At 61.4% G+C, this 25,411-nt stretch carries 20 protein-coding genes and 2 pseudogenes; 14 read left to right on the top strand and 8 right to left on the bottom strand.

Annotated features, from left to right (window positions below; translation table 11 throughout):
• Position 1: 1 nt before the first annotated feature.
• Positions 2-397 carry a VOC family protein gene (locus BLS51_RS15295; RefSeq protein ID WP_090184210.1) on the bottom strand — a complete coding sequence of 132 codons (396 nt, stop codon included), beginning with the start codon at positions 395-397 and terminating at the stop codon, positions 2-4.
• A gap of 17 nt (positions 398-414) precedes the next feature.
• Positions 415-1,158 (bottom strand): SDR family NAD(P)-dependent oxidoreductase, encoded by a 744-nt coding sequence (locus BLS51_RS15290; RefSeq protein ID WP_090184213.1) that lies wholly within the window; start codon positions 1,156-1,158, stop codon positions 415-417.
• Positions 1,159-1,297: 139 nt separating this feature from the next.
• Between BLS51_RS15290 and BLS51_RS15285 the strand changes: the two genes are divergently transcribed.
• A complete protein-coding gene (locus tag BLS51_RS15285) occupies positions 1,298-2,185 on the top strand; it encodes an AraC family transcriptional regulator (protein WP_090184216.1) in 888 nt (295 codons plus the stop codon).
• A gap of 318 nt (positions 2,186-2,503) precedes the next feature.
• Here BLS51_RS15285 and BLS51_RS15280 read toward each other — a convergent pair.
• A pseudogene (locus tag BLS51_RS15280) lies at positions 2,504-2,698 on the bottom strand (SDR family oxidoreductase); the annotation flags it as partial.
• 187 nt (positions 2,699-2,885) lie between these two features.
• The gene (locus BLS51_RS15275; protein ID WP_090184221.1) at positions 2,886-3,125 is read right to left on the bottom strand and encodes a hypothetical protein; all 240 of its coding nucleotides are present in this window, start codon (positions 3,123-3,125) and stop codon (positions 2,886-2,888) included.
• 87 nt (positions 3,126-3,212) lie between these two features.
• On the opposite strand from BLS51_RS15275, the gene BLS51_RS15270 reads away from it, so the two are divergent.
• Together BLS51_RS15270 and mqo are read left to right on the top strand one after the other, a co-directional pair.
• Positions 3,213-4,613, top strand: a complete 1,401-nt coding sequence (locus BLS51_RS15270; RefSeq protein ID WP_175472589.1) for an aminotransferase-like domain-containing protein — start codon at positions 3,213-3,215, stop codon at positions 4,611-4,613.
• 319 nt (positions 4,614-4,932) lie between these two features.
• A complete protein-coding gene (gene mqo / locus BLS51_RS15265) occupies positions 4,933-6,648 on the top strand; it encodes a malate dehydrogenase (quinone) (protein ID WP_090184224.1) in 1,716 nt (571 codons plus the stop codon).
• Between the two features lie 3 nt (positions 6,649-6,651).
• Here the strand turns inward: mqo and BLS51_RS15260 are convergent, their stop codons facing one another.
• On the bottom strand, positions 6,652-7,548 hold the full coding sequence (locus BLS51_RS15260; protein WP_090184227.1) for a LysR family transcriptional regulator: 897 nt from the start codon (positions 7,546-7,548) through the stop codon (positions 6,652-6,654).
• Positions 7,549-7,648: 100 nt separating this feature from the next.
• Here BLS51_RS15260 and metE point away from each other — a divergent pair, with 100 nt between their 5' ends.
• The 9 genes from metE to BLS51_RS15215 all read left to right on the top strand — a co-directional run bounded on the left by metE (position 7,649) and on the right by BLS51_RS15215 (position 19,874).
• Positions 7,649-9,940 (top strand): 5-methyltetrahydropteroyltriglutamate--homocysteine S-methyltransferase, encoded by a 2,292-nt coding sequence (metE, locus tag BLS51_RS15255; protein WP_090184231.1) that lies wholly within the window; start codon positions 7,649-7,651, stop codon positions 9,938-9,940.
• 94 nt (positions 9,941-10,034) lie between these two features.
• On the top strand, positions 10,035-12,227 hold the full coding sequence (locus BLS51_RS15250) for an OsmC domain/YcaO domain-containing protein (RefSeq protein WP_090184234.1): 2,193 nt from the start codon (positions 10,035-10,037) through the stop codon (positions 12,225-12,227).
• Between the two features lie 51 nt (positions 12,228-12,278).
• On the top strand, positions 12,279-13,328 hold the full coding sequence (locus BLS51_RS15245) for a mechanosensitive ion channel family protein (protein ID WP_090184237.1): 1,050 nt from the start codon (positions 12,279-12,281) through the stop codon (positions 13,326-13,328).
• Positions 13,329-13,366: 38 nt separating this feature from the next.
• Positions 13,367-14,314 (top strand): sensor domain-containing diguanylate cyclase, encoded by a 948-nt coding sequence (locus BLS51_RS15240; RefSeq protein WP_175472588.1) that lies wholly within the window; start codon positions 13,367-13,369, stop codon positions 14,312-14,314.
• Positions 14,315-14,366: 52 nt separating this feature from the next.
• The gene (locus BLS51_RS15235; protein WP_090184239.1) at positions 14,367-15,752 is read left to right on the top strand and encodes a branched-chain amino acid transporter BcaP; all 1,386 of its coding nucleotides are present in this window, start codon (positions 14,367-14,369) and stop codon (positions 15,750-15,752) included.
• A gap of 81 nt (positions 15,753-15,833) precedes the next feature.
• Positions 15,834-18,020 (top strand): ATP-binding protein, encoded by a 2,187-nt coding sequence (locus BLS51_RS15230; RefSeq protein WP_090184242.1) that lies wholly within the window; start codon positions 15,834-15,836, stop codon positions 18,018-18,020.
• Positions 18,017-18,379, top strand: coding sequence for a cupin domain-containing protein (locus BLS51_RS15225; RefSeq protein WP_090184244.1), 363 nt, complete (start codon positions 18,017-18,019; stop codon positions 18,377-18,379). The genes BLS51_RS15230 and BLS51_RS15225 overlap by 4 nt, the downstream gene beginning before the upstream one ends.
• 194 nt (positions 18,380-18,573) lie before the next feature.
• Positions 18,574-18,792, top strand: coding sequence for a hypothetical protein (locus BLS51_RS15220; protein WP_217636444.1), 219 nt, complete (start codon positions 18,574-18,576; stop codon positions 18,790-18,792).
• A 134-nt stretch (positions 18,793-18,926) separates the two neighbouring features.
• Positions 18,927-19,874 carry an AEC family transporter gene (locus BLS51_RS15215; protein ID WP_090184247.1) on the top strand — a complete coding sequence of 316 codons (948 nt, stop codon included), beginning with the start codon at positions 18,927-18,929 and terminating at the stop codon, positions 19,872-19,874.
• Positions 19,875-19,890: 16 nt separating this feature from the next.
• Here BLS51_RS15215 and BLS51_RS15210 read toward each other — a convergent pair whose 3' ends face one another.
• Together BLS51_RS15210 and BLS51_RS15205 are read right to left on the bottom strand one after the other, a co-directional pair.
• Positions 19,891-20,526, bottom strand: a complete 636-nt coding sequence (locus BLS51_RS15210) for an alternative oxidase (RefSeq protein WP_090184251.1) — start codon at positions 20,524-20,526, stop codon at positions 19,891-19,893.
• Positions 20,527-20,600: 74 nt separating this feature from the next.
• Positions 20,601-23,390, bottom strand: coding sequence for a TonB-dependent receptor domain-containing protein (locus tag BLS51_RS15205; RefSeq protein ID WP_090184254.1), 2,790 nt, complete (start codon positions 23,388-23,390; stop codon positions 20,601-20,603).
• Between the two features lie 221 nt (positions 23,391-23,611).
• On the opposite strand from BLS51_RS15205, the pseudogene BLS51_RS30255 reads away from it, so the two are divergent.
• A pseudogene (locus BLS51_RS30255) lies at positions 23,612-23,941 on the top strand (PAS domain-containing protein); the annotation flags it as partial.
• A 171-nt stretch (positions 23,942-24,112) separates the two neighbouring features.
• Positions 24,113-25,204 carry a methyl-accepting chemotaxis protein gene (locus BLS51_RS15200; protein WP_229207608.1) on the top strand — a complete coding sequence of 364 codons (1,092 nt, stop codon included), beginning with the start codon at positions 24,113-24,115 and terminating at the stop codon, positions 25,202-25,204.
• Here BLS51_RS15200 and BLS51_RS15195 read toward each other — a convergent pair.
• Positions 25,185-25,409 carry a hypothetical protein gene (locus BLS51_RS15195; RefSeq protein ID WP_090184261.1) on the bottom strand — a complete coding sequence of 75 codons (225 nt, stop codon included), beginning with the start codon at positions 25,407-25,409 and terminating at the stop codon, positions 25,185-25,187. The two genes, BLS51_RS15200 and BLS51_RS15195, sit on opposite strands and share 20 nt — an antisense overlap.
• Between the last annotated feature and the right edge of the window lie 2 nt (positions 25,410-25,411).

The following is a 25,411-nucleotide window of genomic DNA, read 5'->3' as shown; positions in this document are numbered from 1 at the left end:
ATCAGTGTTGCCATTCCTTGTAGACGAATTCCAGGCTGTAGCCGTCCGGGTCGCGAACCTGGGCCGCGTAATAGCGCGGGTCGTAGTGAAGCTGCGGTCCGGGCGGATGAATTGCGGCGGCGCCTGCAGCCATTGCCGCCGCGAAAGCTGTATCGACCGCGCGCTTGTTGTCCGCGATGAACCCCACATGTGCGGCGCGGCCTTCCACCGTGCCTTCACGCAGCCAGAAGAACACGCGGCCGTTCGCGCCGAACCCCTTGAGATCCGGGTGGCCGGCAGGGCCTTGCCTGCCGTCGTAGTCGAGCACATGGGCGATCCCCAGCGGTGCGAGTGCCTTTTCATAGAAGCTAATCGAGCGATCGATATCGCTGACGGATAGGAAAACGTGGTCGAGCATGATGCCTTCTCCTCTATTCAGATAATGTAGCCGCCCGCCACTTCGATGTTCTGGGCGTTGATCCAGCGGTTCTCTTCGGACAGCAAGGCGGCGATGACGCCGCCGACATCTGCCGGCTCACCGACCCTGCCCAGCGCCGTCTGATCCGCAAGCATCGTCTCGAATTCCTCGTTTAATCCACCGCCAAGCTCTGTGCGGATGGCGCCCGGAGCGATCGAATTCGCTCTGATTCTGCGCTCGCCGAACTCCTTGGCCATGTAGCGTGTGAGAACCTGCAAGCCGCCCTTGAAGGCGGCGTAAGGCGCCACGCCCGCAGTGGCAACACGGCTGGTTGCGCTGGTAACGTTGACGACGTGGCCGCCTGCTTCGATGATCGGCAGGAGCGTCTGCGTCAGGAAAAACGGCCCCTTGAGGTGGACGTTGAACAGACCATCGAACTGCTCCTCGCTTACCTCGGAGATCGGCGCATAAAGCCCGTAGCCGGCGTTGTTGACAAGGAAGTCGAACGTCTCCCTACCCCACAGGGCATGGAGCTGTGCAGATACCGCTGTGCGGAATTCGCGAAACGATCGGCTGTTGCCAACGTCAAGCTGCAAGGCTACCGCCTTCCCACCGCTCGCCGAGATGGCCTTCACGACTTCGTCTGCCTTCCCTGGATTCCGGTGATAGGTAACGATTACGCCCATTCCGCGCCTGGCGCATTCCAGTGCTGTGCTGGCACCAAGGCCGCGACTGCTTCCGGTCACGATGACAATCTTCATTACGACTCTCCTGTATGTCTGTCTGGTGAGAGTAATGGTAGGTGTGTGGACGCCGGCGCGCCCACCCGATCGTCCTCCAAACTTGCCTATTTCTGCTTTCACATTGTTTGAGCAGAAAGGCATATGTTAAAGTGGCACGATGGAACAACAGATGCAGGAACTCAGGGCGCTAGCCGCCCGCGCCGAGAACAAACGCACCGAAACCGGCATACCACGGATCGCGATGGTCCAGGGTGAAATTCCTGAGCATCTGCTAACGGCCGTCTACGCACCAATGGTCAACCTGATCCTCACAGGTTCCAAGACGATGACGGTCGGCGACCGTACCCTTCGCTACGATCCGGCCACCTACTTCGTCATGTCTGTCGATCTTCCGGCCATCGGCTCAGTGCATCCTTCGGCCACGGGCGAGCCTTATCTTGCCGTCAGCATGACGCTCGACCCGGTGATCGTCGCGGCGCTCATCCGCGACTTGCCGACGGCGGTCTGCAGCACGCTTTTCGCATCGGGATTCTCTGTTGCGCCGGTGACTGGCGAGCTTCTTGACGCCTGGATTCGCATGCTACGCCTGATGGATCGGTCCGATGAGATTGCGGTGCTTGCCCCTGCGTATGAACGAGAAATATTATTCCGCGTGCTTCAGGGGCCGCTCGGGTGGATGCTGCGAGACATTGCATCGCCGGACACGGCGCTCGCTCGCATCGGTGTCGCGATCAATTGGATACGGCATAACTTCACCGAACAAATCAGGGTGGACGTATTAGCCGAGATGGCGGCATTAAGCGTCTCAGCGTTTCACCGTCATTTCAAAGCAGTGACAGCGTTGAGCCCGCTGCAATATCAGAAGCGCATCCGTTTGTTACACGCACGGTCACAACTGATCGCCGGCCAAGGCAGCGCGACGTCGATTGCATTCAGCGTCGGCTACGAAAGTCCGAACCAGTTCAGCCGGGAATATGCTCGACTGTTCGGGCTGCCGCCTTCGAGGGATCTGCTGAAAGCCACGCAGGAGCTGCGGGGTGGATAGCGAGCAGCGGCTGCGGGTGAATCCGCTGAATACGCAGGAATGCCAGGAACAGTGGCACTGCGACCACAACCAATAAGCGCGTTGCTACAGATTTCCATCCATGTTCGGCCGCGCTGATAAAACCGTAGGCGAGCGCGACGGAGTCAAGCGTGCCGTCAACGCGCAATATCCAGCACGATTAGCAAGTCCATAGCAAACATGAACTGAGCTGCCAGGATAGTCAACAACGCCAGTGCGCGCCGGCGAGATGTGGTGGTGGACGTAGAGGTGCTCGTCCCCACCATGCATGGCGTCGCGGAGACGTCCCGCGTCGCGCGATCAGTAGCCAACGTCACGAACGCCGCCGGCTGCACGCAACGATTCGCCAGTTACCCAGTGCGCATCGTCGGATGCCAGGAAGACGGCGACCGGTGCGATATCTTCAGGTTCGCCGAAGCGGCCCAGTGGCGTGCCGGCCAGCAGCTTCACCCCCAGTTCACGAGCCAGCGCGAAGGTCATTGTATCGCTGCCGCCGGTGTCGCCAAACCCGAACAAGCGGGTTACATCGGACGCGGGATGCATGAGAGTGGTTGGCCAGCGATTCCCCTGCGCGACTTGCGCTCCGGCTAGTAAGCGCAGCCGGCGTCGCTTAAATGGTGAAGCTGCCCTTTTTGCGTATGATCACTGCGGCGGCGAGCGGTGAAACCAGCTGCCGCCTCCATTATGGAAAGGTCAAGTCCATGCCAAGCATCTTGATAACGATGAAGGTGACGACGCCCAGGCCCAGCAGCGTAAGCACAAAGAGCGCAGCAATCTTGCCAGCCGCGCGGAGCACTGCGCGCGCCTCTTCCTTCTTCCCCTTTTTTCCTTGGTCGTAATGCCACTTGACGGCATAGAACATGCCCGTGCCAAGCACGAGAAACTTGAACATAACGAAGATGACGGGTATCCAATCAATCATTTTGAGTTTCCTTGATACTAAAGGGTGTTGCTGGGTGCAGATTCTGATGCATACTACCTTAAAGCAATTTCCATACATTGAGACAAAATGTCCCAGTTTGAAACCATACAAGATGATCATTTGCCAATCTGGTTGCCGCGCCTGGTCGCACACGGCGGGCCACGTTTTTTGCAGATTGCCGATGCGTTGCAGGCGGCAGTGGTAGACGGATCACTGAAAGCGGGCGACCGTCTGCCGCCGCAGCGCCAGTTGGCGGCAGAGCTGAAGGTCGACCTGACGACGATCACACGCGCCTACGACGAAGCCAGGCGCCGCAACCTGCTGGAGGGACGCGGCGCGCGTGGCACGTATGTCGCGGCGCCGAAAGTCGAGTTGACCTCGATCCTCGACCTGAGCATGAATACGCCGCCGCCACCGGATGGCGTGGACTTCGACGATATGTTAAAGCAAGGCCTGTCTCAAGTGCTGATGCGGGCCGATAATGAATTGCTGATGACCTACCACCTGGCCGGAGGCAGCGACTCCGACCGCAAGGCTGGCGCCAAATGGCTGGAACCGATGTTTGGCCAGCTGGATGCGCGACAGGTGCTGGTCTGCCCGGGCGCCCAAGCGGCGATCGCCGCATTGATCCTTGCGCTGACGGAGCCCGGCGACATTATCCTGGCAGAGCCCATGAGTTATCCCGGCCTGCGTACCGCTGCGACCCAGTTCGGCCGGCGCATTATTGCCGTGGAGGCGGACCAGCACGGGATGGTGCCTGAATTGCTGGAGCAAGCTTGCCGCCAGCACAAGCCTGGGCTGGTCTACCTGAATCCGACCTTGCAGAACCCGACCGCCGTTACCATGCCGGCACGCCGGCGCAAGGAACTCGCCAGCATCGCGCAGCGCTGCAATGTCCGCATCGTCGAAGACGATCCCTACTGGCTGCTTGCCGATGCCCCGCCGCCGCCTGTCGCCACGTTTGCCCCGGAGCAGGTGTACTACATCTCAACCCTGTCGAAATGCCTGACGCCCGGCTTGCGGGTGGCCTTTGTGCTGATACGCGACCCACACGAACGCGAACGCTTCCTGGTCGCACTGAGATCATTTGCGCTGATGGTCGCTCCGTTGACAGCTGCGCTGGCCACGCAGTGGATCTTCGACGGTTCGGCTGGCGGGCTGGTGGAGGGCGTGCGCAACGAGGCACGCCTGCGCCACCGCATGGCGCGGGATATTCTGGCAGGGCGGTACAGCGGCGCTGGCGACGGCTTGCATGTATGGCTTGAGTTGCCGGCGTATTGGAACTCGTCTCAGCTCGCGCGGGCTGCCGACAGCGAGGGTATCGCTGTCACGCCGGCCGAGGCATTCGCGACTGGCAGCGGTTCGGTGAATGCAATTCGCATCTCGTTGGGAAGCATCAAGGACCGTGGACGCTTGCGGGCTGGGATTCAACGCCTCTCCCAGCTGCTTGCGCGGCGGCCCGAATCGTTCAGCGCGGCAATCGTTTAACTGGTGTCACCCGGGCCATGGCGGCGGAGGGTGTGGCGCTAACGGAGTCAAAGCTGGAAGGTATTCACTATTTCGGGATTTTCTGGAATTTCGGTTAACCACAATGGTCTAACCATCTGCCGTGGGCTAATATATATGCCACGACAATTGCATGCCGATGCATGCCCGCATTAAACATTTCTACCACCCACGCGCTCATGCGCGGCCGGTAAGGCCGCCGCCGCCCAGGCTCCCAGACTCGAACGGCATTCATGGTTGACCATGCGACATCGCTTCTGGTCGGGAGCCATTGTTTCAATTTCTTAAGAGGAGAACTCCCATGACCCAAGTGAACGATAAGACTACGACAGCGGACGCAAAACGCCGCTTTTCCCGCCGCCAGTTTATAGGTGCAGCGGTAGGCGCCGCAGCTGTATGGGGCGGTTACTCGGCGTTTTTCGGCGGCCAATTCCGCGCTGACAAGGCCGACCGCAAAGTGGACGTGCTGCTGATCGGTGGCGGCATCATGAGCGCAACGCTGGGTGTGTATCTGGCCGAGCTGGAGCCAGGCTGGACCTTCGAGGTGTTCGAGCGTCTGGACAAAGTCGCGGAAGAAAGTTCCAACGGCTGGAACAACGCCGGCACCGGCCACTCGGCGCTGTGCGAACTGAACTACACGCCGATGGACGACAAGGGCAAGGTGCAGATCTCCAAGGCGGTCGAGATCAACGAGAATTTCCAGATCTCGCGTCAATTCTGGTCGCACCAGGTGCGCAAGGGCGTGCTGGGCAATCCACGCGAATTCATCAATTCGACGCCGCACATGAACCTGGTCTTTGGCGAAGAGAATCGCGAATTCATACGCAAGCGCGTCGAGGCGTTGAAGGCGTCACCGCTGTTTGCCGGCATGGAAATGACGACCGATGCGGCCAAGATCAAGGAGTGGATTCCGATCATGATGGAAGGCCGCAAGGCCGACGAGATCGCCACCGCCACGCGTTCGCCGCTGGGCACCGACGTCAACCTGGGCGCAATCACCCGCCAGTTCTACAAGCACCTGAACGAACGCGTGGGCGTCAAGGTCACCACCGGGCATGAGGTGCGTTCGATCACCCGCAACGACGATGGTTCGTGGCGCGTATCGGCGTTCGATATCAAGGACAAAAACAAGATTCAGACGGTGGATGCGCGCCACATTTTCATCGGTGCGGGCGGCGCGGCGTTGCCGCTGCTGCAGCTGTCGGGCATTCCTGAATCGAAGCAATATGGCGGCTTCCCGGTAGGCGGCGAATTCCTGGTGACGGAGAATCCGCAAATCACCTCGCGCCACCTGGCGAAAGTGTACGGCCTGGCCGACACCGGTTCGCCACCGATGTCGGTGCCGCACCTGGATACCCGCGTGCTGGATGGTAAAACCGTGCTGCTGTTCGGCCCGTTTGCCACCTGGTCCAGCAAATTCCTGAAGAACGGTTCCTACTTCGATATGGCGAAGGCGACTACACCGTCGAACATCATCCCGCAGCTTCAGGTCGGCATGCACGAGTTCGCACTGGTCAAATACCTGGCACAGCAACTGGAATTGTCCAAGGAAGAGAAAATGGCGGCGCTGCGCCACTACATGCCTGAGGCGAAAGACGAAGACTGGCGTCTGTGGCAGGCTGGCCAGCGTGTGCAGATCATCAAGAACGTTCCCGATCAGGGCGGCGTGCTGAAGCTGGGCACTGAGGTGGTGGTGTCGGCGGACCGTTCGGTGTCGGCATTGCTGGGCGCGTCGCCAGGTGGTTCGACCTCGCCGGCCATCATGCTGTCGCTGCTAGAGAAGGTGTTCCCTGACCGGATTAAAACCGCCGCGTGGCAAAGCAAAATCCGCGAGATCGTGCCGACCTACGGCAAGAAACTCAACGAGAATCCGCAGCTGCTGGCGACGGAATGGGCGGCTACCGCTGAGACCCTGCAACTGGCGATCGCATCGCCTAGCCTGGAAGGTTTCGTGCCAGCAGCGCTGTCCACCGACAAGCCGGGCACCGTGAAGAAAGTGCCGGATATCGCGCTGTAATCGTCACGATGAATAGCTCTCTGCCTTGCGTGCCATCGCGATAAACGATTGCAGATAGTCGGTGTCGTAATCGGCTTCGCGCGCACCAAGGTAGATGTGCTTCGGTATGCCTGCCGGTCCGAGGCGCAAGGTACGCAATTGCAGATGCGGCGCGTAGTCCGTCACCAGCCATTTCGGCAGGGCGGTCACGCCGCGTCCGCTTGCCACCATCTGCAACATGATGTCGGTGGTTTCGATGGTCTTGTGCTTGCGCGGCGCCACGTTGGCGGGTAGCAGGAACATATTGTAGATGTCCAGCCGTTCGATCGGCACCGGATAGGTAATCAGCGTTTCTTCATTCAATTGTTCGGGCCGTACTTCTTCCTGCCCGGCCCATGGGTGGTCCTTGTGCACCACCAGCACCTGTTCATAATCGAACACCGGCTCGAAACGCAGGCCCGGCTTGAGCAGCGGGTCGGGTGTCACCAGCAGATCGATCTCAAAGCCAAACAGCGCGCCGATGCCGCCGAACTGGAATTTCTGCTTCACATCCACATCCACCAGTGGCCACGCCGCCAGGTAACCCGACACGATCTTCAGCAGCCATTGATAGCAGGGATGGCATTCCATGCCAATCCGCAGCGAGCCGCGCTCGCCTTGCGCGAACTGGCGCAGGCGTTCTTCCGCCAGATTCAGCTGTGGAACAAGCCGCTGGGCGACGGCGTGCAGGTATTGGCCGGCTTGCGTCAGGCGCAGCGAACGGCCTTCGCGCAGCCACAAGTCGGTGCCCAGCTGCTGTTCCAGCTTCTTCATGCTGTGGCTGAGGGCGGACTGCGTGACGTGCAAAACTTCGGCGGCGGCGGTTAGCGAGCCTTGCTTTTCAACTTCCAGCAAGGTGGCGAGGTGGATGCGTTCCAGCATAATCGATGAATAAAACTCATAGATGTGTGAGAAAAGACCATTTTACTTCATTGGTTGCGGTCTTTACCATGCGATCACTGATTTTTAACTGGAGCTACGCATGATCATCGTTCACAACCTCGGCTTTCCCCGCATCGGCGCCAAGCGCGAATTGAAATTTGCCCAGGAATCCTACTGGAAGGGCGAGTCCTCGCGCGACGCGCTGAAGGCCACCGGCGCCGCACTGCGCCAGCGTCACTGGAACCACCAGGCCGGCCTGGATCTGGTGCCGGTAGGTGACTTCTCGTTCTACGATCAGGTGCTGGACATGAGCTTCACGCTGGGCAATCTGCCGCAGCGCGTGCACGGCTTTCACGGCGACCCGCTGGACAATTACTTCCGCGTTGCGCGCGGCCGTTCGGCGCAATCCGTTGTGGAGCATGCGGGCTGCTGCGGCGGTGTCGCGGCCGGCGAGATGACCAAGTGGTTCGACACCAATTACCACTATATCGTGCCGGAGTTCCATGCCGGCACCGGGTTCACGCTGGATGCGTCGCGCTTGCTGGAACAGCTGGCGGAGGCCAGGGCGCAAGGCGTGAAAGCCAAGCCGGTCCTGGTCGGCCCTGTCACTTACCTGGCGATCGGCAAAGCCAAGGATGATTCTGACAAGCTGGCGCTGCTGCCATCGCTGCTGTCCGCATATTCGCAGCTGCTGGACACGCTGGCGCAGCAGGGCGTGGAGTGGGTGCAGATCGACGAACCTATTCTCGTGACCGAGCTGGATCAGGACTGGCAGCATGCCTTCAATCTGGCCTATCACCAGCTGAAAGCCTGCCGCGTCAAGATCCTGGTGGCGACCTATTTCGGCCAGTTGCAGGAGAACCTTTATCTGCTGGCCAACCTGCCGGTAGCTGGCGTGCACATTGACGCGATCAACGGCCACGACGATATCCGCCCGCTGCTGAATCTGCTGCCGGATCACAAGGTGCTGTCGCTGGGCGTCATCAACGGCCGCAACATCTGGAAGACCGATCTGGCCAAGGTGCTGGACTGGCTCGAACCGTTGGCGGAGCGGCTGGGCGAGCGACTGTGGATCGCGCCATCATGCTCGCTGCTGCACGTGCCGGTCGACCTCGACAGCGAACAGAAGCTGGATGCGGAAATCAAATCCTGGCTGGCCTTCGCGCTGCAAAAACTGGACGAGTTGCAGGTGCTGGCCAAGGCTTTGCGTCATGGCCGCGATGCGGTCAAGGCCGAACTGGCAGATAACGCCGCCGCATTGGCCGCCCGCCGCGCCTCGCCGCGCGTGAACAATCCAGCGGTACAGCAGGCTGTCGCGGCAATCGATACCCGCCTGGGCGAGCGCAAGAGCGTTTACGCCCAACGCGCCGCCGAACAGGCCGCGTTGCTGAAATTGCCGGCCTATCCAACCACCACCATCGGCTCCTTCCCGCAGACCGCCGATATCCGCCATGCCCGCAGCGCTTTCAAGGCCGGTGCGCTGGACGCGGCAGCTTACAAGGCCGCGATGCAGGCGGAGATCGCCCGCAGCGTGCGCGAGCAGGAAGCACTGGGGCTGGATGTGCTGGTGCATGGCGAAGCCGAGCGTAACGATATGGTCGAGTATTTCGGTGAGCAGCTGGACGGCTACGCCTTCAGCCAGTTCGGCTGGGTGCAGTCCTACGGCTCGCGTTGCGTCAAGCCGCCCATCCTGTTCGGCGACATCAGCCGGCCGAAGGCGATGACGGTGGAGTGGATCAGCTACGCCCAGTCACTGACCAGCAAGCCGATGAAGGGCATGCTGACCGGCCCGGTGACCATCCTCAACTGGTCTTTCGTGCGCGACGACCAGCCACGCGCCGTATCATGCAAGCAGCTGGCGCTGGCCATCCGCGCCGAAGTGCTGGATCTGGAGCGGGCTGGCGTGCGTGTGATCCAGATCGACGAGGCGGCGCTGCGCGAAGGCCTGCCGCTGCGCCAGTCGCAATGGCAGGAATACCTCGACTGGGCGGTGGAGTCGTTCCGCATCACGGCCAACGGCGTTGGGGACCAGACGCAGATCCACACCCATATGTGCTACTCGGAGTTCAATGACATCATTGCGTCGATTGCCGACATGGACGCCGACGTCATCACCATCGAAACCTCGCGCTCGGACATGGAATTGCTGGACGCCTTCGACAACTTCAACTATCCGAACGAGATCGGTCCCGGCGTGTACGACATTCACTCGCCGAACATTCCGAGCGAGGAGCATATTGTGCAACTGATGAAAAAGGCGGCCGAGCGCGTGCCGGCAGGGCGCCTGTGGGTCAATCCGGATTGCGGCCTGAAAACGCGCCAGTGGGCTGAAGTCCTGCCGGCGCTGACCAATATGGTCGCTGCCGCCAAGACGCTACGCGCAGCTGCCTGAGCCTATGGGCGACAGTGCCATGGGAATTATGTTAGAATCCTAACCCTTTGATTTATAAGGCACTAAGCGACTAAACATCGCCCAGGTTCTTCCCATGGAAATTAAGGTCAACTTTCTCGACAAGCTGCGTCTCGAAGCCAAATTCGATGATTTTACGGTGATCGCCGACCAGCCGATCCGCTACAAAGGCGATGGTTCGGCACCCGGCCCCTTCGATTACTTCCTGGCCTCGTCGGCGCTGTGCGCGGCGTATTTCGTCAAGCTGTACTGCAATACGCGCAACATCCCGACCGAGAATATCCGCCTGTCGCAAAACAACATCGTCGATCCGGAAAACCGCTACAAGCAGATTTTCAAGATCCAGGTGGAATTGCCGGAGGATATTTCCGACAAAGACCGTCAGGGCATCCTGCGCTCGATCGACCGCTGCACGGTGAAGAAAGTGGTGCAGGAAGGGCCGGACTTCATCATCGAGGAAGTCGCCAGCCTGGACGCTGACGCACAGGCGCTGCTGACCGTCAGCACGGACACCGAGGCCAGCACCTATATCGCCGGCAAAGACCTGCCGCTGGAGCAGACCATCGCCAATATGTCCGGCCTGCTGGCTGATATCGGCATCAAGATCGAAATCGCCTCGTGGCGCAACATCGTGCCGAACGTGTGGTCGCTGCACATCCGCGACGCGCACTCGCCGATGTGCTTCACCAACGGCAAGGGCGCGACCAAGGAAAGCGCGCTGGCCTCGGCGCTGGGCGAGTACATTGAGCGCATCAGCAATAACCACTTCTATGCCGGCGCCTACTGGGGCGAGGACATCGCCAACGCCGACTTCGTGCATTATCCAAACGAGCGCTGGTTCAAGCCTGGCCCGAAAGGCAAGCTGCCGGCCGACCTGCTGGATGACTATTCGCTGGCCATCTACAATCCGGACGGCGAGCTGCGTGGCACGCACCTGTTCGACACCAATTCCGGCAACGTCAAGCGCGGCATCTGCGCGCTGCCGTTCGTGCGCCAGTCGGACGGCGAGACGGTGTACTTCCCGTCCAACCTGATCGAGAACCTGTACGCCAGCAACGGCATGAGCGCCGGTAATACGCTGGCCGAAGCGCAGGTGCAGTGCCTGTCGGAGATTTTCGAACGCGCCGTCAAGCGCGAAATCCTCGAAGGCGAGATCGCCTTGCCGGATGTGCCGGATGAAGTGCTGGCGAAATATCCAGGCATCGTGGCCGGCATCAAGGGCCTGGAAGAACAAGGCTTCCCGGTGCTGGTGAAAGATGCGTCGCTGGGCGGCGTCTACCCGGTGATGTGCGTGACGCTGATGAATCCGCGCACCGGTGGCGTGTTCGCCTCGTTTGGCGCGCACCCTAGCCTGGAAGTGGCGCTGGAGCGCAGCCTGACCGAACTGATGCAGGGCCGCAGCTTTGAAGGCTTGAACGACCTGCCGCGCCCGACCTTCGCCAGCGAAGCCGTCACCGAGCCGTACAACTTTGTCGAGCACTTCATCGATTCCAGCGGCGTGGTGTCGTGGCGCTTTTTCAGCGCCAAGGCCGACTACGATTTCGTCGAGTGGGATTTTTCCGGTCACGGCGAAAACTCGAATGCCGACGAAGCGGCGACGCTGCTGGCCATCCTGGAAGAGATGGGCAAGGAAGTCTACACTGCCGTCTACGATCAATTGGGCGCGACCGCCTGCCGCATTCTGGTGCCAGGCTACTCGGAAGTCTATCCGGTGGAAGACCTGATCTGGGATAACACCAACAAGTCGCTGCTGTTCCGCGAGGACGTGCTGAACCTGCACCGCCTCGATGACGACCAGCTGGAAGCGCTGCTGGAACGCCTGGAGAACAACGAGCTGGATGAGTACGGCGACATCGCCACGCTGATCGGCATCGAGTTCGACGAGAACACCGTCTGGGGCCAGCTGACCGTGCTGGAACTGAAGCTGCTGATCAACCTGGCCTTGCAGCAGTTTGAAGAAGCGCAGGAGCAGGTGGGCGCCTTCCTGCAATACAACGACAACTCCGTCGACCGCGGCCTGTTCTACCAGGCGCTGAGCGCGGTGCTGGAAGTCGAGCTGGATGACGACATGACGCTGGATGAATATGACGTCAATTTCCGCCGCATGTTCGGCAACGAGCGCATGGATGCGGTGCGTGGTTCGGTGGATGGCAGCGTGCGCTTCTACGGCCTGACGCCAACCAGCATGAAGCTGGAAGGCCTGGATCGCCACGCGCGCCTGCTCGACAGCTACAAGAAACTGCACGCCGCGCGCGCCAAAGCGCGCTGAAGAAAACCGTCACTCCTGCTGCGCGGGAGTGACGACTAACGCTGGAGAACGATGAATTACATCCTGTTTAAAAACGACCTGACCACCTGGGCGATCGCCCTCGCCATTACCAGCGCAGTCTCCCTGCTGCTGTACCTGATCCGCAAAGTCGCCGTGCGCCGTCTGGACCGCTACGCGCAAACCACCACCACGTATGTCGATGACGCCGCCGTCAAGGTGCTGGGCGCTACCCATCCGCTATTCATGCTGATGATGGGCATGCTGGCCGGCTCGCAATGGCTGGAGATGTCCGAACCCGCCACACTGCGCCTGACCCGCTTCGCCCTCGGCGCCGCGCTGCTGCAAGTGGCGCGTTGGGGCGACGTCGGCGTGCGCGAATGGCTGGAGCACTACCGCCGGCAACGCATCGCCGAAGACATCGCCAGCACCACCTCGACCGCCGTGCTGGGCTTCCTGCTGCGCGTGGCGCTGTGGGTGGTGATCATGCTGATGATACTGGATAACTTCGGCGTCAATATCACCACGCTGGTGGCCAGCCTGGGTATCGGCGGTATCGCCGTCGCGCTGGCTTTGCAGAACATCCTCGGCGACCTGTTGTCCTCGCTGTCCATCGTGCTTGACAAGCCGTTTATGGTGGGCGACTTCATCATCGTCGACGACATCGCCGGCACGGTCGAGCATATCGGCCTGAAGACCACCCGTATCCGCAGCCTGAGTGGCGAGCAGATCGTGTTCTCCAACAGCGACATGCTGAAAAGCCGCATCCGCAACCTGAAGCGCATGGAAACGCGGCGCATCGTCTTCCCGATCAGCGTGACCTATCAGACCACCAAGGAAAACGTGCGGGCGATACCGCAGATTTTGCAGCAGGCGGTGGAAGCGCAGCCGCTGGCGCAGTTCGACCGCGCCCACTTCAAGGCTTGCGGGCCGTCGGCGCTGGAGTTCGAGACGGTGTACATCGTGCAAAGCTCGGAGTACCGCGTCTACATGGATATCCAGCAGAACATCAACACGATATTGTTCGAGCGCTTTGCCGAGCTGGACATCAGGTTTGCCCACCCAACCCAAACGCTGCAACTGGCACGGCAGGCTCCAGTATAATGCGGGGCCGCCGCATGGCGGTCCTAAATTCTTGCCTCATGATATCTCCGCATCTCGACACCAGCCCAGCCGATTCCGGCGTCTACCGCACCCTGCTTGAATCCACGCGCGCCATTCCGTGGCGCATCGACTGGGCGACCATGCAGTTCACCTATATCGGCCCGCAGATCGAGGCCTTGCTGGGCTGGAGCCAGTCCAGCTGGCTGTCGGTCAACGACTGGGCCGAGCGCATCCACGAAGAAGACCGCCAGCGCACCGTGGATTTCTGCGTGTCGCAATCGCAGCAGGGCGTCGATCACGAAGCCGACTACCGCGCGCTGACGCCGGATGGCGACTATGTGTGGATACGCGACGTGGTGCACGTGGTGCGGCGCGAGGACGGCAGCGTCGAGGCGCTGGTCGGCTTCATGTTCGACATTACCGAGCGCAAGCAGGCCGAGGACAAGATCCTGCAACTGCAACGCGAGCTGGAAGTGCTGTCCTACCGCGACAGCCTGACCGGCGTGGCCAACCGACGCATGTTCGATACCCTGTATCCGGTCGAGTGGGCCAAGGCGCAGGCCAGCCGCGAGCCGCTGTCGCTGCTGGTGATCGACATCGACTACTTCAAACAATACAACGATCATTACGGCCATGTGCAGGGCGACGAATGCCTGCGCCGCGTGGCCGAAGCGCTGGATACCGGCGCCTCGCGCGCTCGCGATCTGTGCGCACGTTTCGGCGGCGAGGAATTCATCCTGCTGCTGCCAGCCACCGACGAGAACGCCGCCCGCAATGTGGCCGAGCGCTGCCGCAAGCTGCTGGCGCACAAGGAGCTGCCGCACGCGCGCTCGGGCGTCGGCCGGCTGGTGACGGTCAGCGTCGGCGCCGGCACCATCGTGCCGGGCGCCAAGGATGATCCCAACATTTTCCTGGACCGCGTCGATCGTCGCCTGTACCAGGCCAAGTCGGCCGGCCGCGACCAGATCTGCGATGTCGAAGCCTGAGACCAGCCCGAATAGAGTTAACTAGAATTAATTAAAAGAGGAGGCAGTAAGCGTGAGTATTTTCAGAACCAAAGATTTCGACGCCATGCGCGCCGCCACCACCCAGCAGGGTGGCCTGCGCAAGGTGCTTGGCCCGGTCGACCTGATCCTGCTGGGCATCGGCGCCATCGTCGGCACCGGCATCTTCGTGTTGACCGGCAGCGGCGCCACCACCGCCGGACCGGCGCTGGCGCTGTCGTTTGTCGTTGCCGCGTTTGCCTGCGGCTTTGCCGCGCTGTGCTACGCGGAGTTCGCTTCCATCCTGCCGGTGGCGGGCGGCATCTACACTTATAGCTACGCCATCCTGGGCGAGATCATCGCCTGGATGATAGGCTGGGATCTGATCCTCGAATATGGCCTGGTGACGTCCGCCGTGTCGGTTGGCTGGTCCGGCTACTTCCAGTCGCTGCTGAGCGGCTTCGGCCTGCACATTCCGGTAGCGCTGTCCGCCGCGCCGGGCGCGATTCCAGGCGTGACCACCTTCTTCAACCTGCCGGCGTTCTGCATCATGATGGTGCTGACCGTCATGCTGTCGCTGGGCGTGCGCGAGTCGGTACGCGTCAACAACATCATGGTGGTGGTGAAAATCGGCGTGGTGCTGCTGTTCATTCTGGTGGGCACGCGTCATGTAGCCCCGGCCAACTGGCAGCCATTCATGCCGTATGGTATGACCGGTGTGATGAGTGCGGCGGCGCTGGTGTTCTTTGCCTTCATCGGTTTTGACGCGGTGACGACGGCGGCGGAAGAGGTCAAGAATCCGAAGCGCGATCTGCCAATCGGTATCATCGGTTCGCTGGCCATCTGCACCATCCTGTACGTGGTGGTGTCAGCCATCATGACCGGCATCGTGCCGTACACCGAATTCAAGGGCATCGACCATCCGGTATCGCTGGCGTTGCAGTTTGCCGGTGAAAACTGGTTCGCCGGCTTCGTCGACGTCGGCGCGATCCTCGGCATGAGCACCGTGATCCTGGTGATGGCCTTCGGCCAGACCCGTGTGCTGTACGCCATGTCGCGTGACGGCCTGCTGCCGAAGAGCCTGTCGTCGCTGAACAAGGCCGGCACGCCGATCGTCTCGACCTGGATGGTCGGCATCGTCTTCGGCCTGCTGGGCGCGCTGGTGCCGCTGCAAGTGCTGGGCGAACTGGCGAACATCGGCACGCTGGCGGCGTTCTGCCTGGTGTCGGTGGCAGTGATCGTGCTGCGCAGGAAGCGTCCGGACCTGCCGCGCGCTTTCCGCTGCCCTGGCGTACCGGTAATCCCGGCGCTGGCCATCCTGTTCTGCGGCGCGCTGATGGCCTTCCTCAGTGCGGTGACCTGGATCGCTTTCCTGATCTGGCTGGCAATCGGCCTGGTGGTGTATTTCACCTACGCGCGCAAGCGTTCATTACTGAACTAAACACCTTGTCGAGCCGCCCCGATCAGGCTGCAAAGGTAGTAAAATCACGCGCTAATTAACATTTTTTCTAGCGAGTGCCCTTTGATCGACAGCCTACCGGTACGCTCCCTGCGCGCCGCCTTGTCCCAGCGCATGCAGCAGCTGGATCAGGGTGACCAGGACTTACAGGGCTGGCGTAACCGGCTGCTAAATGGCTTGTGCGCCGTGGCTTTCTGGATGGGGCTGCTCGCCGCGCTGCCAAGCATGTGGGGCGCCGCCCGCCAGGGGCATTGGCCGTTGCTGGCGGTGGACGTCATTTCGCTGGTGGGCATGGCGGTGCTCAATTACCGTCGTGATATTGCTTATCGGCAGCGCGCCTTTGCCTTGCTGGGCATAGGCTACCTGCTGGCGGTGGCGCTGCTGTTTTCGCTGGGGCCGCTGTCGCAGATCTACCTGCTGGCGGTGCCGGTGCTGTGCACCGTGCTGGTGAGCACCAGGGCCGCGCTGCTGGCCTTGCTGTGGTGCAGCGCTACGCTGTTCGCTGCCGGCTATTTCGGCGGCATCGAACTGGGCATGAACGTGATCGTCGTCAGCCCGCTGGTGCATTGGCTGATCCTGAGCGTGAATTTCCTGTTGGTAGCGGCCGTGCTGAGCGTGTCCTGCGCTTATCTGCTGCATGGGCTGGGCGGCGCGCTGGTGCGCGAGCGTGCCATCCATGCCAGCAATGCCGAGTCGCTGGCGGCGCGCCGCGCGGCGGAAGTGTCCAATCAGTTGAAGAGCGATTTTCTGGCGATGATCAGTCACGAGGTACGCACGCCCTTGGGCGGCGTGATCGGCATGCTGCGCTCGTCGCTGAAAGACCCGACGCTGGCGCCGCACACACGCGACCGCCTGCGCCTGAGCCTGAGCAACGCCGAGGTGCTGCTACAGATCATCAACGACATTCTCGATTTCACCCGCCTGGAAGCCGGCAAGATGCCGTTGGAGACGCTGGACTTCGACCTGCCCGGCTTGCTGCAGGATGTGGTCGGCCTGCTGGCCAATCGTGCCGAGGCCAAGGGCGTGTCGCTGATTGCCGAAGTCGATCCGGCGATGCCGGCCTGGTGGCTTGGCGATCCAACGCGGCTGCGGCAGATCGTCGTCAACCTGGTTGGCAACGGCATCAAGTTCACCGAGCGTGGCGAAGTGCGCGTCAGCGTGACGGAACAGCCGGGGCAGGGCATCGTGCTGACCGTGCGCGACAGCGGCATCGGCATCGAGGCGAAAGCCCTGGGCCGGCTGTTCCAGAAATTCGAGCAGGCCGATGCCGCGACCTCGCGCAAATACGGCGGCGCCGGGTTGGGCCTGGCGATCTGCAAGAATATCGCAGTGGCCATGGGCGGACGCATCGAGGCCAGCAGCCAGGTCGGCGTAGGCAGTGTGTTCCGCGTTTATCTGCCGCTGCGCAGCGGCGCACCGGCGCTCGTGCCAGAGGAAGAAATACGGCGGCCGCACTCCGGCCGCCTGGCCGTGCTGTGCGCCGAAGACGGCAGCACCAATCAACTGATCCTGCGTGAACTGCTGGGGCATATGGGCCACGCGGTCACCATCGTCGAGGATGGCCTGCTGGCGCTGGAAGCCCTGGCGGCGCAGGATTACGACCTGGTCGTCATGGACGGCCGCATGCCGCGCATGGATGGCATCGCCGCCGTGCAGCGCCTGCGCGCTGGCCTGGACGGCGTGCGCAATCCAGCCATTCCGGTCATCGCGCTGACTGCCAACGTCAGCGCCGAGGAGCGGCAGCGCTTCCTTGAAGCCGGCGCCAGCGCCTTCCTTGCCAAGCCAATCGATGAAAACGAACTGCACAACGAAATCGCGCGCCAGCTGGACGCTTTGCTGGAGCAGGGCCAGCCGCTGGTCGGCGAGCAGCATGCGCCGGCGCCCGCAGTGCTGGACGCCATGTTCGGCGTCAGCGCCACGCCGGTCAGTGCGGCGCCCGAAATTGGCGACAAGCTGTATCACGCGATGCGCGCCGCCTTTCTGGTCGAAGGCCCGCGCCTGCTGGAAGTCGCGCAGCGCGGCGTCGACCAGTGCGACGCCACCGCCGTCGCGCTGGCCGCGCACAGCCTGATGGGCGCCGCCGCCTTTCTCGGCGCCGACGCATTGCACGCGTACTGCGCCCAGATCGAAAAACTGGCCGACGCCGGCGAGCTGGCCGCCATCCATCCCCACCTGGCGACGCTGCGGCAGGAACTGGCAGTGGCTTTGGCGGAGATGGCTCCCCCGAATTTGCAGGACATTAAAGCATGAGCACCATCACTGAATTCCGCCATCAATCGCCAACGCCGGAATACGACCATCCGCGCGAAGAGCGCCGGCTGACGGGCAATCCGCGCCGCACCACCTGGAACCACTTCAGCAATGCCAGCGGCGAAGTCAGCGCCGGCGTCTGGGCCTGCGAGCAAGGCAGCTGGCGCATCGCCTTCGGCCCGCACAAGGACGAATACTTCTACGTCCTCGAAGGCCGCTGCCGCGTCATCAACGAAGACGGCGTCGCCGCCGAAGCCGGCCCCGGCGACGCCCTCGTCATTCCCGCCAACTTCAAAGGCATCTTCGAAGTCGTCGAGCCCATCAGAAAGCACTACGTCATCATCGACCGCGCCGGTTAATCCCGCCGTTTATCTCGATCAGTACGGGAATTCCTGGTTCGCCCGCGAGGACGCCTACGGCAACCAGATTTGGGTGCAAGTTCGCGGCGATCGTGTTATTAATGGAGGCGTCAATAATCCTCCGCGCTTGCCCGATTTCAAAACAGGTTTGTCTGCGCGGGCGCCAAAGGGCGTATAGCTGATAAGGAGTAGTTATGAACATGATGAACGATGTATTAGCCTATAAGGCGATGTTCAAGTTCCTGGATAAGTACTATCAGCAGACCGGCGCCGATGATGTTGGCGCACTTCTCGGTAGCTTGCAACTGCTGGAGGACGGCAAACCGGCGGACTCCGCCATGTGGGACGAGTGGCGTAATGCCGTTCGCGAAGCGCTTGCTGATGTGACGCCAGTCGTTCAGGTAAAGCTGTAACACCTCAACGTTCCCGGAAGATGACAGTCACCGTCAGGCCGCTGCCTCCGAGGCCGGGGGCGTTTCCCTGCATCGAGCGCGTGGTAAGATAATCGTTTTCTCACCGCCGCCCTTTGCGGGCCCGCCCTGTAGGCATGCTTGAAATCCTCGCCATCACCTGTCCGATCTACCTAGTTGTACTGGCCGGATATGTGGCCACGCGCAGCGGCCTGTTTGCCCGCACCGACATGCAGGTGTTCGGCAAGTTCGTGTTCAATCTGGCGCTGCCGGCGCTGATCTTCAATGCGCTGGCGCAGCGGCATGTCAGCGACATCCTGCATCCGGCGTATCTGCTGTCCTATTTGTTTGGCTCCTTGCTGATGCTGACGCTGGCCTATTTCACCGGCCGTCGTGTGCTCAAGCTGAGCATGACGCGCAGTACCTTCATGGCCATGGGCGTCTCCTGCTCCAACAGCAGCTTTATCGGCTTTCCGATTCTGTTGCTGATGGTGGCGCCGGTGGCCGGCGTGGCGCTCGGCCTGAATGTGATCGTGGAAAACCTGGTGATGCTGCCGCTGCTGCTGGCCATGGCCGAGCATAGCCGCGATGGCGGTGGCGGCGCCTGGCATCAGGTGGTACGCCAGTCGGCGCAGCGCCTGATGAAAAACCCGCTGGTGATTTCGGTGACGGCCGGGCTGGTCGTCAGCCTGTTGGAGGTGACGCTGCCGCAGCCGGTGATCCGCACTGTCAACCTGTTCGCACAGGCCAGCGGCGGGCTGTCGCTGTTTGCCATCGGCGGCATGCTGGTGGGCCTGTCGCTGAGCAGCGGCTGGCAGCGCGTGGTGCCGCTGGTGATGGGCAAGCTGATTGGCCATCCGCTGGCGGTGCTGCTGATCGCCACGCTGGTGCCGCTGATCGGCGTCACGCCGATGGAGCCGCAACTGCGCGCCGCCGCCTTGCTGATGGCCGCCATGCCGATGCTGAGCATTTATCCGATCCTGGGCCAGGCATATGGCGAAGCAGATCGCAGCGCCACGGCGCTGCTGATCTGCATGGTGTCGTCCTTCTTCACCCTCAGTGGCTGGATGTGGTTGCTGCACTGAGGTGAAGTCGCCGGATTCAGGCTTCCTGCTCCAGCGTGGCCATGTTCAGCGCGTTGGCAAACTGGTGGTTGACATCGCGGTGGCCGACTTCATCGGCGCGCACGACAACTACCACATCGCGCAGCGTGGCGTTGGATGGCAGCGCCCAGTAGTCGATGGCGATCTGCGGTGCTGGCACGTTCTCCACGCGGCCGGCGTCGATTTCGGCCAGATACAAGGTGTAGCTGATCACGGCTTGCTCTTCAAAGTAGCCGACCAGGCGGTGTGCGGTGCGCGGCGTGGTCAGGTACAGCAGGAAGAAGAAGATGAAGAACAGCGCCTGCACCATCAGGATCACCATGCGCTCGAACCAGCTTGGCTTGGCGATTTCGACAAAGGTCATCAGGTGCATGCGTTCGTTGTCGGCTTCCTCCAGCAGGGTGCGGATCCAGCCGTGGTCGGGCGTCATCCAGCGCAGGCAGCGCAGGTGGACCAGCATGCCGCCCACCATGCCCGGCACGGCGGCGACAGTTTCCAGCACGATGGCGCGGTTGCCATAGCGCTTGGCGAAGAAGGTGTCGGCAAAGAAGCGCAGCGATAAAGTGATGCCGAGGGCCACACGGTCCGAAAAGTTGCGGACATCATGGTGCTTGTTCAGGTCTGTCGTTTTCATGTTGCGCTCCCTTTTCCATTTAAGATGCAAATAGAATACATCTTTAATTTGCCGTGGTCAAGCGGCTATTCATTTCAGAATAGAGAGCGGATGCCCAGGCTGAAGTAACGCCCACGCGGATCGTCGGCCAGGGCGAAGCCATCACGCAGTCCGGCGCGGGTGCCGTTGCCGGAGAAAGCGCCGACCGGCGGCTCCGCATCAAACAGGTTTTCGACGTTGAAGTAAAGCTGCGCATCGCCCATGCCCAGGTCGACCTTGTACGCCAGATTGATGCCGGTGGTGGCGAAGGAACGCATATGGTTGTTGGCCCATACTTCCGCCGGGTCGCCGCTCAGCTTCATGGCACTGCGCCAGCGCTGCGAGATATCGACCGTAAAGTCATTCATCGGGCGGAAGCGGAAATAGCCGGACACGCGCACCGCCGGCGTCGACGCCATGCCGCCGGCGCCGAAGGCCACGCCGCCCTGGTCGACCGTCGCCAGGCCAGGCTGGCGGTAGTAGACGTGTGGCTGCCATGCGGTCAGCACGCGGATCGACATCGGCCGGTCGAACAGGCGGCCAGCGTAGTTGCCTTCCAGGTCGAGGCCAAAGGTTTCGACTTCCGAGATGTTGACGCTGCGGTTGACCCACGAGGTGACGGCGTTGGCGGCCGATTTGTCGCTATAGCCATTCGGCCGCACCTGCAGTGCGCAGTATGGCGAGCTACCGCCGCTCTGGTAGCAGGCTTGCTGGAAGGCGGCGGTGGAACCGGAGACGGTGGTAATCGCATCGGAGATCTTGATGCGGTAGGCGTCTGCCGCGAAGCTGAGTTTCGGCAGCGGCTTCCAGACTAAGCCCAGCGTCATGGTGTTGCCGATTTCCGCCGTCAGGTTGGGATTGGCCTGGTCGATCTGCGGCACGGTGGGGCTGGTGCCGGTCAGCAGATCGGTCGGGCGTACCTGCACTTGCGAGATAGGCGCGAACAGGTCGTACAGCGTTGGTGCACGGATGTCGCGTGAGCGGGTGGCGCGCATGCGCAGCGTGTCGGTGACGCTCCAGTCCATGCCGACTTTCCACGTCACGTAATTGCCGCTGGTATTGTAGGAGGTATAACGCGCCGCACCGTTGGCGCTGAGGTTCTTCGACAGCGGCACATCCATTTCGCCAGCCACTTCCCATACGCGCTGGCTGACGCCTTGCGGGCTTTCGCCGAAGACGAATTCGGTGCGGGTGGCGCCGGCGGTGCAGTTCAGGGACAGGCCGGTGCAGTTGACCAGGTCTGTCGGGCGCGCGCTGCTGTGCGAGTTGAATTTCATGTCGCGCCATTCGGCGGAGACGGCGCCGTTGACTGCACCGGCCCAGTTGTCAAACAGTTTGCCGGAGAGCTGGCCCGAGATGTCGTTCATCACCGTGGTGGAGTCGAACAGCACGGTGTCGGTGACGTAGTCGATCGCTTGCGCCGAGGCGGCGTTGGGACCGAAGACATTCATCGGCACGCAGTCGTCGGCCAGGCCCGGATTGGTGACGGTGATGCCGCAGACGGTTTTGCCGCCGCTGGTGACAGCGTCCAGCGCCGCCGACAGCTTCTGGCGGTTCAACACGTTGGCCATCGCGGTATTCAGCTTTGCGCGTCCATACACGTAATCGACGTTCCACTTCATGCCATTGCTTTTGCCTTCAACGCCGGTGGTGAACACCCATTGCTTCGAATCCGACACCGCCGTCAGGCGCGGCACGTCGCCCATGAATTTGCTGTAGCCGAAGGTTGGCTGCGAGGCAGGAAGCAGCGCCGCGTATTCGGCCGGCAGGAAGGCGTTGGTGCTGCGCAGCGAGACGTTGTTCAGCTGATTGGTTTCGGCGAAGCTGGTATTGGTCTTCAGGTTGCCGGAGACTTGTGCGTAGAGGCGCATATCGCTGGAGAGGTCGTAGTCGACGCGGCCGAACAACTGCTTGGCCTCCAGTTGCGCCAGCAGGCCGGAATCCCAGTAGCCGCCATCACCGCCGGCTTCAATCGCGGCGGTGCCGGTCGGCGTGCCGGCGATGAAGGGACTCAGCACACCGTTCTGCTTGAAGGTCTTGCCGGCCAATGCGCCGCTGGTAATCAGGCCGCCGAAGGGGAAGGTCTTCTGCCGCAGCCTGGATTGCAGGACGTAGGGATTGGCGGTGGTGCCGGCACCGGTGACGCCAACCTGGTTCAGCCAGTCGCGGTCCGAACGGCGGTCGATGCCATCCTCCTTGCGGTATTCAACGCCGGCTTCGACGTGCACGCCGCGATCCAGTTTCGTGCCCCATGCGAAGCCCACGTTGGCCTTGTTGGCGTCGCCGCGTTCCGACACGCCGTAGCTGGCGTCAGCCTTGATGCCGTTGAATTTGTGATCGAGGATGTAGTTGACCACACCGGTCATTGCATCCGAGCCGTAAACGGCCGAGACACCACCGGTGACGACGTCAACGCGTTCCACGAACAGCTGCGGTATCAGGTCGACATCCACTGCGCCGTTGTACAGCGTGGGCGGAATGCGTTTGCCATCCATCAGCACCAGCGTGCGCGTGGCGCCGATATTGCGCAGATTGAGCTGGTTGGCGGAGCCGCTGCCGCCGGCGGCGCTGCCGGCGGTGGTCGGGTTGCTGGCGGCGCCGCGCGAGCCGGCAAACACCGGCAGCGTGTTGAGCGCGTCGGCCAGCGTGGCGCCAGGTTTTGCGGTGAGCAGGTCATCGGACGTCATGACCGTGGTGGGCGATGGATTGCTGTCGCCGTTCTTGATGACGCGCGAACCGGTCACGGTGACAGAGGTGAGCGGTGCTTCGTCGGTTTGTGCGGTAGCGCTGTGACATAGCGTGAACATGCTCACGCCGCAGACCAGCATGTGCTGTGGGGTCTTCATGGTTATCTCCTGTTGATGGTGATTGATTCACTCTGATGCAGGAGCGTAACGAAACATACGGCGCTTGGCTTTGGACGAAAAAGCGATTTACTTGCATCTTTGCGACGCGCTTCTTTGATCCAGGTCAAATTGCCTTTGAATAAATATTTATTTTATTTTGGATAATTTTGTTGTTGCGGTGACTATATAATTTCCGACTAGATTTATTATCGGATGAGATTATGCGTTTGAACTTGCCTATAAACAACACTGAATATGTGCTCGATGAAGCAGAGACGATTGTTTCAAAAACTGATCTTAAAGGAAACATTAACTATGTTAATAGTGATTTTATTAAGATAAGCGGTTTTTCGGAAGCAGAGTTAATCGGTGCACCGCAGAACATCGTGCGCCATCCTGATATGCCTGCCGCCGCGTTCGATGACCTGTGGCGCGAGCTGAAGGCCGGCCGGGCCTGGACCGGACTGGTAAAGAACCGCTGCAAGAACGGGAATTATTACTGGGTGGAGGCAAATGCCGCACCTTATATCGAAAACGGCAAGATTGCAGGTTATACATCGGTAAGGGTAAAACCATCCCGCCAGCAGATCGATGCGGCACAGCGTCTTTATAAAACGGAAAATTTAAAATTCCCTAAAAAACGCAGTCTATCTTTATCGCTCCAATTGAATATCATATTCTTTCTGATTATGGTGATGATAATCGCTGCGTGGATATTCCCCATGCTGGCGGCAGTTAATCTGGCGGTCGTGGCGGCGGGGCTGTTTATATTGCGCAAAGCCGCGCTGACACCGCTGCATGACATGCGCGCCTACCTGTGCCAGATGAGCGGCGGCGACCTGACCGGCCGCATCGAGGCCAGGGGCTGCACCGAGGCCAACGAGATGCTGCAGGCGCTGCGCATCCTGCAGATCAATCTCAAGTCGCTGGTCGGCCAGATCAAGGAAGCCAGCACCGTCGTCAACAGCGACGCCGACGATATCGCCCACGGCAACGCGGATTTGTCGGCGCGCACCGAAGGCCAATCCAGCTCGCTCGAAGAAACCGCCGCCTCGATGCGGCAGATGACCGGCACCGTGCGCCAGAACGCCGACAACGCGCATGACGCCAACGACCTGGCGCTGGCCGCAGCGCGTGTGGCCGGCGAGGGCGGCGCCGCCGTCAGCGCGGTGGTCAAGACCATGGAATCCATCCACGCCAGCTCCACCCGGATTGCCGACATCATCGGCGTGATCGACAGCATCGCCTTCCAGACCAATATCCTGGCGCTGAATGCCGCCGTGGAGGCAGCGCGCGCCGGCGAACAGGGGCGCGGCTTTGCGGTGGTCGCCACCGAGGTGCGCAACCTTGCGCAGCGCTCGGCCACCGCCGCCCACGAGATCAAGAACCTGATTACCAGCTCGGTCGACAAAATTGAAAGCGGCAGCCGCCAGGCCACCGACGCCGGCCGCATCATGGCGGAGATCGTGCAGTCGGTGGGCAAGGTGGAGCAGTACATGGGAGAGATCAGCAATGCCAGCAAGGAGCAAAGCAGTGGCATAGAACAGATCAATACTGCCGTGGCGCATATCGACGCCATCAATCAGCAAAATGCGGTGGTGGTGGAAGAAGCGGCGCTGGCAGCCCGCAGCATGCAGCAGCAGGCAATGCAATTGGGTAGGCTGATTGGCCAGTTCAAGCTGGTGGCGGGCGCCGGCCCGTCATCCCCGGTGGTGGTGCTGGATGCGCGCCGCAAACCCGCTGCGGCGACAGTGAAGCGGCAGGCCTCCGTAGAGGCCTGCGTGGCGGAACAGATCAGCGCCGTGCGGCCTTGATCTTGCGCGCCGGCGTGGCGCGTGGCGGATGTTCGGCGGCTGCGCCGAACAGCGCCTCCACCATCGGGTCGCGCCGGATATTCATCTTCTTGGCACGGGTAGGATAGATGGTGTCATCGATCAGCCGATGCACACGCGCGCCTTCGCGGTTGATGGTAACGCTCAGGGTTGGTCCGTCGTAGCAGTCATTAGCGATTTGTTTCATGA

This window comes from Duganella sp. OV510, from assembly GCF_900100205.1.
Taxonomy (GTDB): domain Bacteria; phylum Pseudomonadota; class Gammaproteobacteria; order Burkholderiales; family Burkholderiaceae_D; genus Rugamonas.
The sequence above is the reverse complement of the archived record's forward strand: the minus strand, read 5'-3'. Positions and strand labels throughout refer to the sequence as shown.

Excerpts from the sequence above, each read along its gene's own strand:
- BLS51_RS15295 (WP_090184210.1), bottom strand. The coding sequence starts at position 397 with ATGCTCGACCACGTTTTCCTATCCGTCAGCGATATCGATCGCTCGATT.
- BLS51_RS15290 (WP_090184213.1), bottom strand. The coding sequence starts at position 1,158 with ATGAAGATTGTCATCGTGACCGGAAGCAGTCGCGGCCTTGGTGCCAGC.
- BLS51_RS15285 (WP_090184216.1), top strand. The coding sequence starts at position 1,298 with ATGGAACAACAGATGCAGGAACTCAGGGCGCTAGCCGCCCGCGCCGAG.
- BLS51_RS15275 (WP_090184221.1), bottom strand. The coding sequence starts at position 3,125 with ATGATTGATTGGATACCCGTCATCTTCGTTATGTTCAAGTTTCTCGTG.
- BLS51_RS15270 (WP_175472589.1), top strand. The coding sequence starts at position 3,213 with ATGTCCCAGTTTGAAACCATACAAGATGATCATTTGCCAATCTGGTTG.
- mqo (WP_090184224.1), top strand. The coding sequence starts at position 4,933 with ATGACCCAAGTGAACGATAAGACTACGACAGCGGACGCAAAACGCCGC.
- BLS51_RS15260 (WP_090184227.1), bottom strand. The coding sequence starts at position 7,548 with ATGCTGGAACGCATCCACCTCGCCACCTTGCTGGAAGTTGAAAAGCAA.
- metE (WP_090184231.1), top strand. The coding sequence starts at position 7,649 with ATGATCATCGTTCACAACCTCGGCTTTCCCCGCATCGGCGCCAAGCGC.
- BLS51_RS15250 (WP_090184234.1), top strand. The coding sequence starts at position 10,035 with ATGGAAATTAAGGTCAACTTTCTCGACAAGCTGCGTCTCGAAGCCAAA.
- BLS51_RS15245 (WP_090184237.1), top strand. The coding sequence starts at position 12,279 with ATGAATTACATCCTGTTTAAAAACGACCTGACCACCTGGGCGATCGCC.
- BLS51_RS15240 (WP_175472588.1), top strand. The coding sequence starts at position 13,367 with ATGATATCTCCGCATCTCGACACCAGCCCAGCCGATTCCGGCGTCTAC.
- BLS51_RS15225 (WP_090184244.1), top strand. The coding sequence starts at position 18,017 with ATGAGCACCATCACTGAATTCCGCCATCAATCGCCAACGCCGGAATAC.
- BLS51_RS15220 (WP_217636444.1), top strand. The coding sequence starts at position 18,574 with ATGAACATGATGAACGATGTATTAGCCTATAAGGCGATGTTCAAGTTC.
- BLS51_RS15215 (WP_090184247.1), top strand. The coding sequence starts at position 18,927 with ATGCTTGAAATCCTCGCCATCACCTGTCCGATCTACCTAGTTGTACTG.
- BLS51_RS15210 (WP_090184251.1), bottom strand. The coding sequence starts at position 20,526 with ATGAAAACGACAGACCTGAACAAGCACCATGATGTCCGCAACTTTTCG.
- BLS51_RS15205 (WP_090184254.1), bottom strand. The coding sequence starts at position 23,390 with ATGAAGACCCCACAGCACATGCTGGTCTGCGGCGTGAGCATGTTCACG.
- BLS51_RS15200 (WP_229207608.1), top strand. The coding sequence starts at position 24,113 with ATGCTGGCGGCAGTTAATCTGGCGGTCGTGGCGGCGGGGCTGTTTATA.
- BLS51_RS15195 (WP_090184261.1), bottom strand. The coding sequence starts at position 25,409 with ATGAAACAAATCGCTAATGACTGCTACGACGGACCAACCCTGAGCGTT.